The following is a 17,193-nucleotide window of genomic DNA, read 5'->3' on the forward strand; positions in this document are numbered from 1 at the left end:
ATATCGACACCATACGACTTAGGTCTAATAGAGTGGATTTAATTCGGATATGGTCTCGTAATCAAATGTTGCAATTTAATGCTTAACCTTGTTTTCTTAATCTAAGACTATATGTATAAGTAAGTATAAGTCTTCAAGGTTGGAATCTATTGCTGTCTGCCTTGTCTATAACAATAAGTTTTATAAAAACAGCTTTCATGCGGAGATAAGTAATGAAGCGAGTAATGTTGTTCCTTGCAACTAACCTAGCGGTTGTATTGGTACTAAGTGTTGTTCTTAATGTTGTATACGCAGTTACAGGTATGCAACCCGGTAGCCTCTCAGGTTTATTGGTGATGGCTGCGGTATTTGGTTTTGGCGGCTCATTCATTTCATTAATGATGTCGAAGAAAATGGCGCTACGCTCGGTAGGCGGCATGGTCATTGAAAGCCCACGTAACGAAACAGAACATTGGTTGATGGAGACGGTAAGCCGTCAATCTCAACAAGTTGGTATTGGTATGCCAACAGTGGCGATCTACGACTCGCCAGACATCAACGCATTCGCGACAGGTGCTAAGCGTGACGATTCATTGGTAGCAGTATCAACAGGCCTGCTGCACAACATGACGCGTGATGAAGCTGAAGCAGTATTAGCGCATGAAGTGAGCCACATCGCGAACGGTGATATGGTGACCATGACGTTAATGCAAGGTGTAGTGAACACGTTCGTTATCTTCCTATCTCGTTTCATCGCCAACATTGTTGCGTCGAATGACAACGAAGAAGAGGGTGGCAGCAACATGATGGTGTACTTCGGTGTGTCTATGGTGTTGGAATTGGTATTTGGTTTCTTAGCAAGCTTCATTACGATGTGGTACAGCCGTCATCGTGAATTCCATGCCGATGCAGGTGCAGCGAACCTAGTAGGTAAAGAGAAGATGATTGCAGCGCTAGAGCGCCTAAAGGTGAGCCATGAGCCACAACTAGAAGGTTCTATGATGGCATTTGGTATCAACGGTAAGAAGTCTCTAACAGAGCTTCTAATGAGCCACCCGCCGCTAGACAAGCGTATTGCTTCTCTACGTAACATGTAATCGCTACGTATTCTTCAGTCGCTAATCGACAAGATACATTTGAAAGGCTTCCTTCGGGAGGTCTTTTTTGATCTTGGCATCTAAGACAGTAAGTATTCGAGGAATAGGTGTCTGGCGATAGAGGGTTACTGGTGATGAAGCATTACGATATTGATTGGTTGATATCGCACGGATTGAGATGAGTAGGGTAATGATACTGGGTTGCTTTGTATTATTTTTCTGACGTCTCTTGTGCTCAATACACTTTGTTCCGCTCAACAAAAAGGCTTCCACATGGGAAGCCTTAGTCTATTCTGTGATTCGAAATTCGAACCTTACAGTTTGTCAGTTAGCTCGATTGCTTGGCCGATGTAGTTCGCTGGAGTCATCTCTTTCAGGCGAACTTTCTCGTCTTCAGGGATCTCAAGACCATCGATGAATACACGCATGCCTTCGCCATCTACACGTTTACCACGAGTTAGCTCTTTTAGCTTCTCGTATGGTTTTTCGATGCCGTAACGACGCATTACTGTTTGTACTGGTTCAGCCAATACTTCCCAGTTCTTGTCTAGTTCAGCAAGTAGCGCAGCGCGGTTAACTTCAAGCTTGCTAATACCTTTCAGAGTCGAAGTGTATGCAATGATTGCGTAGCCAACACCCACACCTAGGTTACGAAGAACCGTAGAGTCAGTAAGGTCACGCTGCCAGCGAGAAACTGGAAGTTTTTGTGCAAGGTGGCTGAATACTGCGTTCGCTAGACCAAGGTTGCCTTCAGAGTTTTCGAAGTCAATTGGGTTAACTTTATGCGGCATTGTCGAAGAACCGATTTCGCCAGCAATAGTCTTCTGCTTGAAGTGACCAAGAGCGATGTAGCCCCAAACGTCACGGTCGAAGTCTAGAAGGATAGTGTTGAAACGAGCAATTGCATCGAATAGCTCAGCGATGTAATCGTGAGGTTCGATTTGAGTTGTGTACGGGTTCCAAGTTACGCCAAGAGATTCAGTGATGAACTCTTCGCTAAACTGGTGCCATTCAACTTCTGGGTATGCAGAAAGGTGTGCGTTGTAGTTACCTACAGCACCGTTGATTTTCGCTAGGATCTCAACGTTTTCGATTTGCTTGTATTGACGTTCCATACGGTACGCAACGTTAGCCATCTCTTTACCCATAGTAGAAGGAGAAGCTGGCTGACCGTGTGTACGAGACAGTAATGGAATATCACGGTACTCGTTCGCAAGTGCTTTGATAGCATCAATTACGTTACGGATTTCTGGAAGAATCACTGTGTCACGAGCTTCTTTAAGCATAAGCGCGTGAGAGGTGTTGTTGATGTCTTCAGAAGTACATGCAAAGTGAATAAATTCGTTTACAGCGTGAAGTTCAGGAACGCCAGCAACTTTCTCTTTCAAGAAGTACTCAACCGCTTTAACGTCGTGGTTAGTCGTGCGCTCGATCTCTTTGATACGTAGAGCATCTTCTTCGCTGAAGTTAGCGGCTAGTTCATCAAGAAACTGGTTAGCTTCTGCACTGAACGCTGGTACTTCTTTGATTGCATCAGTTGCTGCAAGCTTTTGTAACCAACGAATTTCAACGATAGAGCGGTACTTTAGTAGTCCAAACTCACTAAAGATGCTGCGTAATGCAATAGTCTTACTTCCGTAACGGCCGTCTACTGGTGAAACAGCAGTCAATGCTGACAGTTCCATGGTGTTCTCCTGAATTGAGTTTTCTAAATTTTGAGAGGTTTATACCAGTAACAATCTCAATTGTCACGCACATTGCGCAATCGTTTGCGTGAGAGTTGTGTTGATACAAAAAACAAGCTCGCGACGAGGCGCGAGCTAATAAACTACATTCGAGCTAGTAGGATTTGAGCCTGCTCGATCATCTTCTTACGACCGAAGATAAGGTGGCGACGTTTACCGCCAACTTGACGCCATAACACAGCGCTTCGAATCCCTGATAGCAGCAGAGCACGAACCTTATGTTGGCTCGATGTCTGCTGAAGTACAGACGGAGTACCAGAAACCTGAATGCGAGGGCCGATAGGGCTGACGACATCAAGGTAGATACTTGCAAGGTTGCTGATCATTTGCTCGTCAAACAGATCAAAGTGTTCAGTTTGGCGCTCTGCAGTTTGAATGCGGTCACCAAGCTGAGACATAGAGTCGTTGCGAGAAGACAGCTTACGCTCAAGCGCCATCAAGCTGATGATGTAACGCGTGATATCGCTACCTGCTGGAGTACTATCGATACCTTTTACTAAGCACTCAAGGCCAAGCTTTAGGTTCGCTTCACGTCCAAATACGCCCACGGTATTCGATGGGTTGGTATTTAAAATGGCACTGAGTGAAGCTTCAAAGGCATCTTTATCACAATGGCCGTCTTTCGCTACTTGTTGAACCAAAGCCACAGCTTGGCAAATTCCGGCGAAAGCAATAGTACGGTCATAAAGTGTATTAGCCACGTAGTAACTCCTAGTTGTCTTCTATCGTTTGTCGTTTGATTGATTAGATGCGCTTTTCGATGATACCACCACCAAGACATACTTCGCCTTGGTAGAACACTGCAGATTGACCTGGGGTCACTGCGATTTGTGGCTCATCAAAAATAACCTTAATGTTCTCATCATCAATTGGGATGATTGTACAAGGAATATCTGTTTGACGGTAACGTGTTTTTACCGTGCATGTCATAACTTCAGTAATTGGTGTGCGATTTACCCAATGAAGTTGAGATGCGATCAAGCCTTCTGATTTCAGAAGAGGGTGGTCTTTACCTTGTACTGCGATAAGTACATTACGCTTAAGGTCTTTTTCACCAACAAACCATGGTTCTTCGTTACCGCCACCACCTTTAGTGCCGCCAATATGAAGGCCTTTACGCTGACCTAGCGTGTGGTACATCAAACCTTGGTGTTGACCAATCACTTGGCCTTCAGGTGTTTCGATGTTACCCGGTTGTGCTGGTAGGTATTTGCCTAGGAACTCAGTGAACTTGCGCTCACCGATAAAGCAGATGCCTGTTGAATCTTTCTTCTTAGCTGTGATCAAGTCTTGCTCTTCAGCAATACGTCGCACTTCTGGCTTCTCTAATTCACCGACAGGGAATAGGCTGCGTGCCACTTGATCTGAGCTTAGCGTGTATAGGAAATAACTTTGGTCTTTGTTGCTGTCTAGACCGCGTAGCATTTCTGGTTTTACGCCAGCATCAAGCTCTTCTTGAGTTGGGAAAGTACGACGAACGTAGTGACCCATCGCAATGTAGTCTGCGTCTAGCACTTCATCCGCAAACTCTAAGAATGCTTTAAATTTGATTTCTTTGTTACAAAGAATATCTGGGTTAGGTGTACGACCTGCTTTGTACTCTTCAAGGAAGTATTCGAATACGTTGTCCCAGTATTCTGCAGCAAAGTTGATAGTGTGAAGGTGGATACCTAGTTTGTCACATACCGCTTGAGCATCAGCAAGATCTTCAGCTGCCGTGCAGTATTCTTCGTTATCGTCTTCTTCCCAGTTTTTCATGAAAAGGCCTTCTACCTGATAGCCTTGTTGCTGAAGAAGATACGCCGATACTGACGAATCTACACCGCCGGACATACCGACAATTACTTTCTTTTCGCTGTTTCCAGAGCTGATATCTGACATGTCTAAACACCGTTACTATTACTTGGTCGCAGATTCTAACAGAAAGAGAAACGCCGTGACAGATCCGAGACCGGAATCACAGTTTCATTTGCACAAATAGTGCGCTGACTTTGTTAGAGAATCGCATGAGAGCGAGGTGAGTCGCTAGGATGTCAGAAGTATATGTGGCATAGTCGCTCGAAATCCAAGACCTGAGATAAAAAAATGTCTGAACAAAATGAATTTATGCAAGAAGAAGAGCTGATTGAGATCATCGAGAACCAGCTTGAAGATGGCGAACCAGTGAAAGTGAAAGAGACGTTGATGCGTTTAATGATGACAGGCACTCCACGTGAAGAAGCAATTGCGGCTATGGCATGTGCACTGGCAATTGAAGTATTTGACGTTATGAAAAACGGCGCGGAGTTTAATCAAAAACGTTACGCGGAGCATTTGGGCATGCTGCCTGATTTAAGCTTTATGGAAGGCGAATAAAAAAAACCTTCAGCAAACGTTTGCTATAGTTTGAAAGATTGCCGCGTTAAATATAGCGCGGTAGAATCCGCCACCTATTTCCCCTTGACTTAGACTAGCCTTATGAAATTCCCTGGACAACGTAAATCAAAGCACTACTTTCCGGTTCACGCTCGTGATCCTCTAGTGAGCCAAGCTCAAAGCAGTAAAAGAATGTCACGCACTCATATTATCGGTATTGACCAAACATTGGTGGATATTGAAGCAAAGGTGAGTTCTGAACTTATTGAGAAGTATGGTTTGAGCAAGGGACATTCACTGGTTATTGGCGACGCAGCCGCTGAATCTTTGTATCAAGAATTAAAAGAGCAGTGCCTGATTACCAATGAATACGCTGGTGGCACAATTGGTAACACATTACACAACTATTCAGTGCTAGCGGATGACCGTTCTACACTGTTAGGTGTAATGAGCCAAGATATTAAGATTGGTAGTTACGGTTATCGCTATTTATGTAATACCTCAAGCAGAATGGATCTGAACCATTTACAAGGGGTAGATGGCGCAATTGGTCGCTGCTTTGCATTAATTACAGAAGACGGTGAACGTACTTTCGCAATTAGCGAAGGACAAATGAACCAATTAAAACCAGAAAGCATTCCTGAAAAAATCTTCAAAAGTGCTTCTGCTTTAGTTTTAACGGCTTATTTAGTTCGCTGTAAGCCAGGCGACCCGATGCCTGAAGCAACAATGAAAGCGATCGAATACGCGAAGAAATACGATGTGCCAGTCGTTCTTACACTAGGTACTAAGTTCGTTATTCAAGATGATCCAGAATTCTGGAAAGATTTCCTTGAGCAACACGTAACGGTTGTTGCAATGAATGAAGACGAAGCTGAAGCGTTAACGGGTGAAAGCGATCCACTGGCTGCATCAGATAAAGCGCTAGACTGGGTAGACCTTGTTCTATGTACTGCGGGACCTGTTGGCCTATTTATGGCTGGTTATACAGAAGATGCAGCTAAGCGTGAAACGTCACTGCCTTTACTTCCAGGATCAATTGCGGAATTCAACCGTTTTGAATTTAGCCGTCCTGCGCATAAAGATTTATGTGAAAACCCAACTAAAGTGTATTCGCACATTGCGCCATACATGGGTGGACCAGAAAAGATCAAAAATACCAATGGTGCAGGTGATGCTGCGTTATCAGCTTTATTACATGATATGGCTGCTAATAAGTACCACAAAGAAAACGTGCCAAACTCAAGTAAACACCAACATTCATTCTTGACGTACTCTTCGTTCTCACAAGTTTGTAAATATTCTAACCGTGCTAGCTATGAAGTGTTGGTTCAACACTCTCCACGTTTATCTCGTGGCCTTCCTGAAAGAGAAGATAGCCTAGAAGAAGCGTACTGGGAAAGATAAGTTACTTCCTTTAATCAGTAGTACTATCAGTATCAGTTGGTTTCTAATACTGATAGTACAAATATAAAAAAGGCTCCGAAAGGAGCCTTTTTTGTTTCTGAATATATTGAAGTCGTAAATAATACTTTGGTCGACTTAAATATTAATTCTATCGCTTAGCGTGTAATTGATTACTCACTAAGTAAACTAAATGTTTAGATAGCAAACTCTTCTAGAGATTTACCAGCATCTAGCTGTTCTTGGATAGCTGAAGGCGTACGGCCTTGACCTGTCCAAGTCTTCTCGTCGCCGTTTGCGTCTACGTATTTGTATTTCGCTGGGCGAGGAGCGCGTTTAGCTTTTGTTGTTTTAGATTTTGCTTCACCAGAAAGTGCAGCAATAAGATCGGCAACATCAATTCCGTCTTTTGCAATTTGTTCAGCAATAGCAGAAAGCTTAGCTTCTTGCTCTGCTTTAGCAGCACGCTCTTCAGCTTCAGACTCTTGACGCTCTTGTACAACAATAGTCAGCTTGTCTAGCGCTTCTTCAAGTTGCTCAAGAGTTAATTCACGTGAGAACGCACGAAGGCTGCGGATATTTAATAGAGTTTTTGTTAATTCAGACATGATATTTTCCATCAAGGTAAACTAAATAATCTTCCTAATAATAAACAGAGCCTAGGAATAAAACAAATAGTATTTCTTCTATTACATATTTAAATATAAAAGTGAGATGAATAGTTGAAAATTCAGAGCAGTATTTCTATTGAATTTATAATAATTATTAAGAATATCTTAAAAAATGATATGTGACAGGTGGAGTAGTCAACTTATGTAGACTATTCTTCTATTGATTAGTTCATTAACAAAAAGCTATTTTTCTCGGAATGATATGTTGCATTGTTGCTCTTGGTGAGTACAATTGCGGCTACCTGATGCGAGGTGTTGGTTAATTTGTTGTTAAACTCTGGTTTACACGGTTAATAATGTTATCGCACGTAGAGGTGCAATTATAAAAAGTAACTTCCGTTGGGGTGATGCCAATGAACGGGAATGAAAGGTGTAATTGCCGAAGTAAATTGTATATCTAAGCAATTTGCTGGGGTTGTGCTCAATAGGTACAACACTGCCATAGTCTTAATTTTAAACTATGGAGCGCTACTGTAGGGTTGGGTGAAGTGTTCACTTCCCTTTCGCTTAGTTCAACATGAGCTTGGTCAGCCGTATCAAGTTTGTCTGCAGTAGATCTCTAGCCAAATAAAAAACTGGTTTTTGAAGATCATGAATTTAATAGATTTTGCAACATCACCTTTATCTTTGCTTCCGCCCCTTGTGGCTTTGAGCCTTGCTATTGTTACCCGCCGTGTATTGGTTTCTTTGGGTGTCGGTATCATCATGGGTGCGATTCTACTTGCTGATTACTCAGTAGGTAACGCAGCTAGCTACGTGTTTACTAAAGCATCTGGTGTTTTCATCGAAGATGGTGGCATCAACACTTGGAACATGAGCATCATTGCATTCCTAATTATTCTTGGAATGACAACGGCATTATTAACACTGTCTGGCGGCACTCGCGCATTCGCGGAGTGGGCACAGTCTCGCGTTAAGAGCAAACGTGGTTCAAAACTACTTGCTGCTTTCTTAGGTGTATTCATCTTTGTTGATGACTACTTTAACAGCCTAGCGGTTGGTGCTATCTCTCGTCCTGTAACAGACCGCTTCTATGTATCTCGCGCTAAGCTTGCTTATATCCTAGATTCAACTGCTGCTCCTATGTGTGTGATCATGCCTGCTTCTAGCTGGGGTGCTTACATCATCACGATCATTGGTGGCATCTTAGTGACACACGGTGTGACAGAGTATTCTGCACTGGGTGCTTACGTTCGTCTTATCCCAATGAACTTCTACGCTGTATTCGCACTACTAATGGTGTTCGCAGTAGCATGGTTCGGTCTAGACGTTGGTAAGATGCGTGAGCATGAGATCGAAGCATCTCAAGGCCGTGGCTTTGAAGGTGACAACGATCAAAAGCAAGCTCACGATCTAAACGAAGAGTTAGATATCGAAGAGAGCGAAAACGGTTCAGTTTCTGATCTTGTTATGCCAATCGTATCGCTAATTGTAGCGACAGTGGCTGCAATGCTTTACACAGGCGGCCAAGCGCTGGCTGCTGATGGCCAAGCATTCAACCTTCTAGGCGCATTCGAAAACACGGATGTAGGTAAGTCTCTTGTTTACGGTGGTGTTATTGGCTTACTAGTAGCACTAGCGACAGTATTCAAGCAAAAGCTATCTATGACTGATATCGCAAGAACAATGTGGATCGGTGCTAGCTCTATGTTTGGCGCGATTCTGATTCTTGTGTTTGCATGGACTATCGGTTCTGTTATCGGCGACATGAAAACGGGTTCTTACCTATCGTCTCTAGTAACAGGCAGCATTGATTACCACTGGTTACCGGTTATGTTGTTCCTTCTAGCGGGCGTTATGGCGTTCTCTACAGGTACATCTTGGGGTACGTTCGGTATCATGCTACCAATCGCGGGTGATATGGCTGCAGCATCGGATATCGCACTGATTCTTCCAATGCTAAGTGCGGTTCTAGCGGGTGCAGTATTTGGTGACCACTGTTCTCCAATCTCAGATACGACGATTCTGTCTTCTACTGGTGCTCGTTGTAACCACATCGACCACGTCTCGACTCAGCTTCCATACGCGTTGTCTGTAGCGTTCGTATCGTGCATTGGTTTCATCACTCTAGGTATGACATCTTCAATTGGCATCGCATTTGGCGCAGCGTCTCTAACGTTTGTTGCTGTATGTTTTGCATTGGCTTACTTCTCTCGCTGCAAAATGGCGACGTGCAAAAGCTAAAATTGAAAGTTAATCAGTAAACTATCAGGGAGGCGTTTGCCTCCCTTTTTTGTGCCTGTTAATTTAATTTTAAGTTTCGTGAAAAAAGTTCGAATAAATGGTTGAAAAAGGATGTCAGCTTAGTTAGTGTGGAGACAAGACAGCAAACAACCTAAGAGCTGATAAGTATGCGCAAATTAGTAATGAACATTCATCACCATCATCACCCTATCTAGTCTTTCGGGGAGATTTACGTATACCCGGGAGCAAGATTACTCCCGGAGGTTAAGTCAAAAGAATTTAGATTTAAACCCTCGGGATGACAAAGTCCCCGAGGGTTTTTTAGTTTTAGCGCTTTTAAATAATCAATAAATTCAAATATTTGCACAGGGATACAGCAATGCAGACACAACGCCTAAGAATCGCAATTCAAAAGAAAGGTCGCTTAAGTAAAGAGTGCCAAGACCTACTTAAAAAATGTGGTGTTAAATTTAATATCATGGGTGAGCGCCTAGTGGTTCACTCACTAAATATGCCAATCGACTTGTTACTCGTTCGTGATGACGACATCCCAGGTCTTATCATGGATGGTGTAGTTGACCTTGGTTTCATCGGTGAAAATGAACTAGAAGAAGTTCGTCTAGATCGTGTTGCTCTTAAAGAGCCTTCAGAGTTCCGCACACTACGTCGTTTAGACTTCGGTGGTTGCCGCCTTTCAATCGCTATTAATAAAGACGAAGAATACAACGGCCCACAAGACTTAGCGGGCAAACGTATTGCGACAACCTACCCACAACTACTTAAAGCCTACATGGACGAGCAGGGTGTTGAGTTCAGCACTTGTATGCTAACAGGTTCGGTTGAAGTCGCGCCTCGCGCTGGCCTTGCAGACGCTATCGCTGATTTAGTTTCTACAGGTGCAACGCTTGAAGCGAACGGCCTAAAAGAAGCAGAAGCTATCTTCCAATCGAAAGCAACACTGATTCAACGTGTTGGCGACTTCGACGCAGACAAGACCGCACTGATTGAAAAACTACTGACTCGTATGCAGGGTGTTCAACAAGCGAAAGAGTCGAAGTACATCATGCTTCACGCGCCAACCTCTCAACTAGAGCAAATCAAAGCACTACTGCCTGGTGCTGAAGATCCAACGGTTCTTCCTCTATCTACAGACAAAGACAAAGTTGCCGTGCACCTAGTAAGTACAGAGAACTTGTTCTGGGAAACAATGGAACAGCTGAAAGAGTTGGGTGCAAGCTCGATTCTAGTATTACCAATCGAAAAAATGATGGGGTAGTGACGATGAGAACCGTTGTTTGGCAATCTTTAAGTGAATCACAGCAAGACTCGGTATTAGAGCGTCCAGCTATTACTGAAGGTGCAAACATCACAGCGACTGTTTCTGATGTTATTGCAAAAGTACGAAATGAAGGCGATGCCGCGCTTAAAAAGCTGACTGCAAAGTTTGATGGTGTAACTCCAGAATCTATCCGAGTCAGTTCGGGTGAGATTGAAGAGGCGTGTGCTCGTCTAACACCAGAGATGAAGCAAGCGTTAGAGCAAGCTTATAGCAACATTGCTAAGTTTCACGAAGCTCAAAAGCCGCAGCCAATTAAGGTTGAGACACAGCCTGGTGTTGTGTGTGAGCAAGTGACGCGCGCGATTAATACTGTTGGCCTTTATATTCCCGGTGGCAGTGCGCCACTACCGTCAACGGTTCTTATGTTAGGTGTTCCTGCTCAAATCGCAGGTTGTCGTAAGGTTGTGCTTTGTTCACCTCCGCCAATCGCTGATGAAATCTTGTATGTCGCTAAGCTTTGTAAGATCGACGAAGTTTACAACGTTGGTGGTGGTCAAGCGGTTGCAGCAATGGCTTACGGTACCGAGAGTGTGGCTAAAGTCGATAAGATCTTCGGCCCAGGTAATGCCTACGTTACGGAAGCAAAGCGCCAAGTGAGTAATGACTTCCGCGGAGCAGCTATTGATATGCCAGCTGGCCCATCTGAAGTGTTAGTGATTGCTGATGAAACGGCTGATGCAGACTTCATTGCAGCGGATTTGTTGAGCCAAGCGGAACACGGGCCTGACTCTCAAGTAGTATTGGTAACTCCATCTCCAGTGGTTGCAGACCAAGTAACAGAAGCGGTTCAAAAGCAACTGAAAGAACTGTCTCGTGCGAACATCGCTCAGCAAGCATTGGCTTCAAGCTTAATCATCATTGCTGAATCGATCACTCAAGCGATTGCGATTTCGAATTTCTACGGTCCTGAGCACTTGATCGTTCAAACCAAGAACCCACGTGAATTGCTGCCATTGCTAGATAATGCAGGCTCAATTTTCCTTGGTGACTGGTCTCCAGAATCTGCAGGTGACTACGCATCCGGCACAAACCACGTTCTTCCGACTTACGGTTATACCAAGACGTATTCAAGCCTAGGTTTGGCTGATTTCTCTAAGCGAATGACGGTGCAGGAGCTAACAGCCGATGGGTTGAAAGGCCTAGCGCCAACAGTAGTAACAATGGCGGAAGCCGAAGGTTTGGATGCACACAAACGCGCTGTGACTATCCGAGTTGAAAAGTTAAATAAAGCGAAATAAGGGTAGGGCATGGAAAAGTTAGCAAGAAAACAAGTTCAGGCTCTAACACCTTACTTGTCTGCAAGACGCATAGGCGGTACTGGTGATGTATGGCTAAACGCCAACGAATCTCCGTTTGATAACGAGTACAACCTGAACTTGTCTCGTCTTAACCGTTACAGCGAATGTCAGCCAAAAGAGCTGATTGATGCTTACGCTCAATACGCAGGCGTGAAATCAGAGCAAACACTGACGACTCGTGGTGCTGACGAAGGCATTGAGTTATTGATTCGTGCTTTCTGTGAGCCGAACGAAGACGCTATTCTTTACTGCCCACCTACTTACGGTATGTACGCAATCAGTGCAGAAACGATTGGTGTTGAGCGTAAAGTTGTGCCTCTTACTTCTGAATGGCAATTGGATCTTCCAGCTATCGAAGCTCAGCTCGACAACGTAAAAGTGGTGTTTGTTTGTAGCCCAAATAACCCAACCGGTAATTTAGTTGATCGTAAAGACATCATCAAGCTGCTTGAAATGACACAAGACAAAGCGATTGTGGTGATGGATGAAGCGTATATCGATTTTTGTCCAGAAGCGTCAACCGTTGATTTGCTTGAGCAATATCCAAATCTAGCGATTCTGCGCACCTTGTCGAAGGCCTTTGCTTTGGCGGGCTTACGTTGTGGCTTTACGCTAGCGAATAAAGAGCTTATCGATGTACTGTTGAAAGTGATCGCTCCTTATCCTGTGCCAATCCCTGTTGCTGACATTGCCGTTCAAGCTCTCTCAGAGCAAGGACTAGCGCGAGCTAAGTTCCAAGTTCTAGATTTAAGTGCTAACCGAGCGTATTTGCAGGCGGGTCTATTAGGTATGCCTCAAGTGACGGTTTTTGATGGCTGGGGTAACTACTTACTGGTGAAATTCCCGAACGGCGATGAGTTATTTAAAGCGGCTTGGGATACGGGCATTATTTTGCGTAATTCACCTATTGAAGACTGTGTTCGTATTAGTATTGGTAACCGCGAAGAGTGCGAAAAGACACTTGGATTCATTCGTAACTTTTATCAGTAATGAAAGGCTTACCAGTAATAACATTTGCCAGTTTGAGTTGATTAATTGGGCTGGCAAGTGAAACCAATATTTTGGGTTAGCGTTTGATTTTAGCTAGGCCACCAGATTTAAAATTAAAAGGAAGTTCAAGTGAGTAAACAACAGAAAATACTTTTTATAGACCGTGACGGCACCTTAATTGTTGAGCCGCCAGTTGACTTTCAAGTAGACCGTTTAGACAAGCTAAAATTCGAACCGCGAGTAATTCCTAGCCTGCTTGCTTTGCAAGATGCTGGTTACCGCTTAGTAATGGTCACTAACCAAGATGGTTTAGGTACCGATAGCTACCCACAAGAAGATTTCGATGCACCACACAATATGATGATGGAGTTCTTCGAATCTCAAGGCGTTAAGTTTGACGACGTGCTTATTTGCCCTCACTTTGACGAAGACAACTGCTCTTGCCGTAAGCCTAAACTGGGTATGGTTAAAGAGTACCTACAAGGCGGTAAAGTCGATTTCCAACACTCTGTTGTGATTGGCGACCGAATGACGGATCTTCAACTGGCAGAGAACATGGCAATCCGCGGTATTCAATATAGCCCGGATGCGGAAACTGAAGGCACGCTTAACTGGCCACAAATCGTTAAAGATCTGACGGTTAATGCGCGTATTGCTGAAGTAGTTCGTACCACTAAAGAAACAGATATCAAGGTTGCAGTAAACCTTGATGAAACCGGTGGCAACAAGATCGATACCGGCATGGGTTTCTTCGACCACATGCTTGATCAAATCGCGACACACGGTGGTTTCCAAATGAACCTGACTGTGAAAGGCGATCTGCACATCGATGATCACCACACAGTAGAAGATACCGCTCTTGCTTTAGGCCAAGCATTGAAAGATGCACTAGGCGACAAACGTGGTATTGGCCGTTTTGGTTTCAGCCTACCAATGGATGAGTGTTTGGCTCAGTGTGCGTTAGACCTTTCTGGTCGCCCATACCTGAAGTTCGATGCTAAATTCAGCCGTGAGCAAGTGGGTGATCTTTCAACCGAGATGGTGGTTCACTTCTTCCGTTCTCTAACTGATACATTGGCTTGTACGCTACACCTTTCTTCTGATGGCAATAATGATCACCACATCATTGAGAGCCTGTTCAAAGCGTTTGGCCGTACTCTTCGCCAAGCAATCAAAGTTGAAGGTAACGAGTTACCAAGCAGCAAAGGCGTTCTGTAAGGGTTCGGTATGAAAGAGCAAAAAGTCGTTATTATTGATACTGGTTGTGCCAACGTTTCATCGGTGAAGTTTGCGATTGAACGTTTGGGCTACGCAGTTGAAATTTCAAAAGAACCAGAAGTGGTTCTTGCTGCCGACAAGCTATTCCTACCCGGTGTAGGTACAGCAAGTGAGGCAATGAAGAACCTGCAAGAGCGTGACCTTGTTACCCTTGTCAAGCAAGTTGAGAAGCCTCTGCTGGGTATCTGTCTAGGTATGCAGCTGTTAGGCAAACTGTCTCAAGAGAAAGGTCAAAAGGCTGATGAGTTAGTTGAATGCCTAGGTTTGTGTGATGGCGAAGTTCGTTTACTTGAAACGGGCGACTTACCATTACCACACATGGGTTGGAACACAGTAACAGCAACGCCTAATCACCCGCTATTTAAAGACATTGAAGAAGGCGAATACTTCTACTTTGTTCATAGCTTCGCAATGCCAGTGGGCGACTACACAATCGCACAATGTGATTACGGTAATCCGTTCACTGCGGCGGTTCAAAGTGGCAATTATTATGGTGTTCAGTTCCACCCAGAGCGATCTTCGAAAGCTGGCTCTAAGCTGATTCAGAACTTCTTGGAATTGTAATAAGGATTAGGCAGCGGCTAACGTTGCCATATAAGGAATGTAAATGATTATTCCCGCGTTAGATTTAATTGAAGGCCAAGTAGTTCGCTTATTCCAAGGAGACTACGGGCAAGTAACAGAATACAAAGTAGACCCAGCAGAGCAGTTTAATCTGTACCACCAAGCTGGCGCTGGCTGGCTGCACCTTGTTGACTTAACGGGCGCAAAAGACACAACGGCTCGTCAGTTAGACTTGATTGCTAAGCTCCTTGCTAGCACGCCTGCGAACATCCAGATTGGTGGTGGCGTGCGTAACGAACAAGATGTCGTTGACCTGCTAGAAGCTGGCGCACAGCGCGTTGTGGTTGGTTCTACAGCCGTTAAGCAACCTGAGTTGGTGAAAGGTTGGATGGAGAAGTATGGCGCGGAAAAAATCGTGCTGGCTCTAGACATCAACATTGATGAAAGCGGCACACGTAAAGTGGCGATTTCAGGTTGGCAAGAAGATTCAGGTGTGACTATTGAAGCGCTGATTGAAGACTACCTCACGGTTGGCCTTAAACACGTGCTGTGTACCGATATTTCACGTGACGGCACGCTAGAAGGATCAAACGTAGAGCTCTATGTTGATCTTTGTAAGCAGTACCCACAAGTGCAATTCCAATCATCGGGCGGCATTGGCAGCCTAGCTGATATCGAAGCGCTTAAAGGCAGCGGTGTTGCGGGTGTGATTGTGGGTCGTGCGCTACTTGATGGCAAGTTTACCGCAGAGGAGGCATTTGCATGTTGGCAAAGCGAATAATCCCTTGTTTGGATGTCCGTGACGGACAAGTGGTTAAGGGCGTTCAGTTCCGTAACCACGAAATTATTGGTGACATCGTTCCGCTAGCACAACGCTATGCAGAAGAGGGCGCCGATGAATTGGTATTTTATGACATCACCGCATCAAGTGATGGCCGTGTGGTCGATAAAAGCTGGGTGAAACGCGTAGCTGAAGTGATCGATATCCCTTTCTGTGTCGCTGGTGGTATTAAATCAGCAGAAGATGCAGCGCGCATTCTTGAGTTTGGTGCGGATAAAGTGTCAATCAACTCACCGGCATTGGCTAATCCACAGCTGATTACTGACCTTGCTGATAAGTTTGGCGTTCAGTGTATCGTTGTCGGTATCGATTCATACTTCGACAAAGAAACCGGTAAATATCAGGTTTACCAATTTACAGGCGATGAAGCGCGTACTAAAGCAACCAAATGGGAAACCAAAGATTGGGTGCAGGAAGTACAGAAGCGTGGCGCAGGTGAGATTGTGTTAAACATGATGAACCAAGATGGCGTTCGTAACGGCTATGATATCGATCAGTTAAACATGGTGCGTGAAGTGTGTAATGTGCCATTGATTGCCTCTGGTGGCGCTGGTGCAATGGAGCACTTTGCTGAAGCTTATAAAAAGACCAACGTGGATGGAGCACTTGCGGCTTCGGTATTCCACAAACAAGTCATCAATATTGGTGAACTTAAACAGTATTTAAAACAACAAGATGTAGAGGTGCGACTATGAGTTTTGAACCCGTAAGCTTATCAAAAACAGAAGTAGGCGCATTGTCAGAGCGTATTAACTGGGAAAAAGTAGATGGCTTAGTGCCAGCGATTGTTCAAGATTACCAGTCAAGCCAAGTGCTAATGATGGGATACATGAACCCAGCCGCACTTGAGAAAACGGGTGAAACTGGCAATGTGACGTTTTTCTCTCGCACAAAAGAGCGTCTTTGGACGAAAGGTGAAACGTCGGGCAATGTATTGCAACTGCAAAACATCGCCTTGGACTGTGACAGCGACACCTTACTGGTTAAAGTTAATCCCATTGGTCCAACGTGCCACACAGGTACAACAACGTGTTGGGATGGAGACAAGCAAGAAGAGTCTCAGATGGTGTGGCTTCATCAGCTTGAGCAGCTATTGGCTGCCCGCAAGGACGCCGATCCTGAATCTTCTTATACTGCCAGTCTATATGCCCGTGGCACCAAGCGTATTTCGCAAAAAGTGGGCGAAGAAGGCGTTGAAGTCGCGCTTGCGGCGACGTCGGGCGATAAGGCGGAGTTAGTGTGTGAATCAGCAGATTTGATTTACCACCTAATGGTTCTTCTTCAAGACCAAGGCTTATCGATGGATGATGTGGTAAACAAGCTGAAAGAGCGTCATAAGTAAGCTCTCTTTAGATTAATAGAACCGCGTAAAAGACAGACAAAAGCCCCGCAAACAAACATGTTTACGGGGCTTTTTAGTTTTTTAATTTTCAAGATTTCAAGATTTC

General features: G+C 44.5%; 16 protein-coding genes, 1 riboswitch and 1 other annotated feature. Of the genes, 12 read left to right on the top strand and 4 right to left on the bottom strand.

The window, feature by feature from the left end; genetic code table 11:
• The first annotated feature begins 212 nt into the window (after positions 1–212).
• Positions 213–1,076 (top strand): protease HtpX, encoded by an 864-nt coding sequence (htpX, locus tag AB4161_RS11505; RefSeq protein WP_029235495.1) that lies wholly within the window; start codon positions 213–215, stop codon positions 1,074–1,076.
• Between the two features lie 314 nt (positions 1,077–1,390).
• Here htpX and purB read toward each other — a convergent pair whose 3' ends face one another.
• The 3 genes from purB to mnmA form a co-directional block, all read right to left on the bottom strand.
• Positions 1,391–2,761 carry an adenylosuccinate lyase gene (gene purB / locus AB4161_RS11510; RefSeq protein WP_372083371.1) on the bottom strand — a complete coding sequence of 457 codons (1,371 nt, stop codon included), beginning with the start codon at positions 2,759–2,761 and terminating at the stop codon, positions 1,391–1,393.
• Positions 2,762–2,904: 143 nt separating this feature from the next.
• The gene (gene hflD / locus AB4161_RS11515) at positions 2,905–3,522 is read right to left on the bottom strand and encodes a high frequency lysogenization protein HflD (protein WP_017060259.1); all 618 of its coding nucleotides are present in this window, start codon (positions 3,520–3,522) and stop codon (positions 2,905–2,907) included.
• A gap of 43 nt (positions 3,523–3,565) precedes the next feature.
• Positions 3,566–4,702 carry a tRNA 2-thiouridine(34) synthase MnmA gene (gene mnmA / locus AB4161_RS11520; protein WP_017060260.1) on the bottom strand — a complete coding sequence of 379 codons (1,137 nt, stop codon included), beginning with the start codon at positions 4,700–4,702 and terminating at the stop codon, positions 3,566–3,568.
• A 204-nt stretch (positions 4,703–4,906) separates the two neighbouring features.
• Here mnmA and AB4161_RS11525 point away from each other — a divergent pair, with 204 nt between their 5' ends.
• Both AB4161_RS11525 and AB4161_RS11530 read left to right on the top strand, forming a co-directional pair.
• Entirely contained in the window at positions 4,907–5,176 is a 270-nt protein-coding gene (locus AB4161_RS11525) for a hypothetical protein (protein WP_010439986.1), read from the top strand.
• A 102-nt stretch (positions 5,177–5,278) separates the two neighbouring features.
• The gene (locus AB4161_RS11530) at positions 5,279–6,583 is read left to right on the top strand and encodes an inosine/guanosine kinase (RefSeq protein WP_017060261.1); all 1,305 of its coding nucleotides are present in this window, start codon (positions 5,279–5,281) and stop codon (positions 6,581–6,583) included.
• 194 nt (positions 6,584–6,777) lie between these two features.
• Here AB4161_RS11530 and AB4161_RS11535 read toward each other — a convergent pair whose 3' ends face one another.
• Positions 6,778–7,188: an H-NS family nucleoid-associated regulatory protein gene (locus tag AB4161_RS11535; RefSeq protein ID WP_017060262.1), complete on the bottom strand. Its 411-nt coding sequence runs from the start codon at positions 7,186–7,188 to the stop codon at positions 6,778–6,780.
• 364 nt (positions 7,189–7,552) lie between these two features.
• Positions 7,553–7,730: riboswitch (Lysine riboswitch) on the top strand.
• A 112-nt stretch (positions 7,731–7,842) separates the two neighbouring features.
• Between AB4161_RS11535 and AB4161_RS11540 the strand changes: the two genes are divergently transcribed.
• The 9 genes from AB4161_RS11540 (at position 7,843) to hisIE (ending at position 17,087) form a co-directional block, all read left to right on the top strand.
• Positions 7,843–9,435 (top strand): Na+/H+ antiporter NhaC family protein, encoded by a 1,593-nt coding sequence (locus AB4161_RS11540; RefSeq protein ID WP_017060263.1) that lies wholly within the window; start codon positions 7,843–7,845, stop codon positions 9,433–9,435.
• 190 nt (positions 9,436–9,625) lie between these two features.
• Positions 9,626–9,761, top strand: a sequence feature (His leader region).
• A 53-nt stretch (positions 9,762–9,814) separates the two neighbouring features.
• Complete coding sequence (gene hisG / locus AB4161_RS11545) at positions 9,815–10,711, top strand: ATP phosphoribosyltransferase (RefSeq protein ID WP_017060264.1); 897 nt, start codon at positions 9,815–9,817, stop codon at positions 10,709–10,711.
• Positions 10,711–12,012, top strand: a complete 1,302-nt coding sequence (hisD, locus tag AB4161_RS11550) for a histidinol dehydrogenase (RefSeq protein WP_017065318.1) — start codon at positions 10,711–10,713, stop codon at positions 12,010–12,012. The genes hisG and hisD overlap by 1 nt, the downstream gene beginning before the upstream one ends.
• Positions 12,013–12,021: 9 nt before the next feature.
• Complete coding sequence (hisC, locus tag AB4161_RS11555; protein WP_017060266.1) at positions 12,022–13,062, top strand: histidinol-phosphate transaminase; 1,041 nt, start codon at positions 12,022–12,024, stop codon at positions 13,060–13,062.
• A 129-nt stretch (positions 13,063–13,191) separates the two neighbouring features.
• Positions 13,192–14,280, top strand: a complete 1,089-nt coding sequence (gene hisB / locus AB4161_RS11560; protein ID WP_017067390.1) for a bifunctional histidinol-phosphatase/imidazoleglycerol-phosphate dehydratase HisB — start codon at positions 13,192–13,194, stop codon at positions 14,278–14,280.
• Positions 14,281–14,289: 9 nt separating this feature from the next.
• Positions 14,290–14,904 (top strand): imidazole glycerol phosphate synthase subunit HisH, encoded by a 615-nt coding sequence (gene hisH, locus AB4161_RS11565; protein WP_017060268.1) that lies wholly within the window; start codon positions 14,290–14,292, stop codon positions 14,902–14,904.
• Between the two features lie 43 nt (positions 14,905–14,947).
• Positions 14,948–15,685: a 1-(5-phosphoribosyl)-5-[(5-phosphoribosylamino)methylideneamino]imidazole-4-carboxamide isomerase gene (gene hisA, locus AB4161_RS11570; RefSeq protein WP_012604374.1), complete on the top strand. Its 738-nt coding sequence runs from the start codon at positions 14,948–14,950 to the stop codon at positions 15,683–15,685.
• Positions 15,667–16,440 carry an imidazole glycerol phosphate synthase subunit HisF gene (gene hisF / locus AB4161_RS11575; protein WP_017060270.1) on the top strand — a complete coding sequence of 258 codons (774 nt, stop codon included), beginning with the start codon at positions 15,667–15,669 and terminating at the stop codon, positions 16,438–16,440. The genes hisA and hisF overlap by 19 nt, the downstream gene beginning before the upstream one ends.
• Complete coding sequence (gene hisIE, locus AB4161_RS11580) at positions 16,437–17,087, top strand: bifunctional phosphoribosyl-AMP cyclohydrolase/phosphoribosyl-ATP diphosphatase HisIE (RefSeq protein ID WP_017060271.1); 651 nt, start codon at positions 16,437–16,439, stop codon at positions 17,085–17,087. The genes hisF and hisIE overlap by 4 nt, the downstream gene beginning before the upstream one ends.
• Positions 17,088–17,193: the final 106 nt, after the last annotated feature.

Source organism: Vibrio sp. 10N.286.51.E5, assembly GCF_041469125.1.
Classification (GTDB): Bacteria; Pseudomonadota; Gammaproteobacteria; order Enterobacterales; family Vibrionaceae; genus Vibrio; species Vibrio crassostreae_C.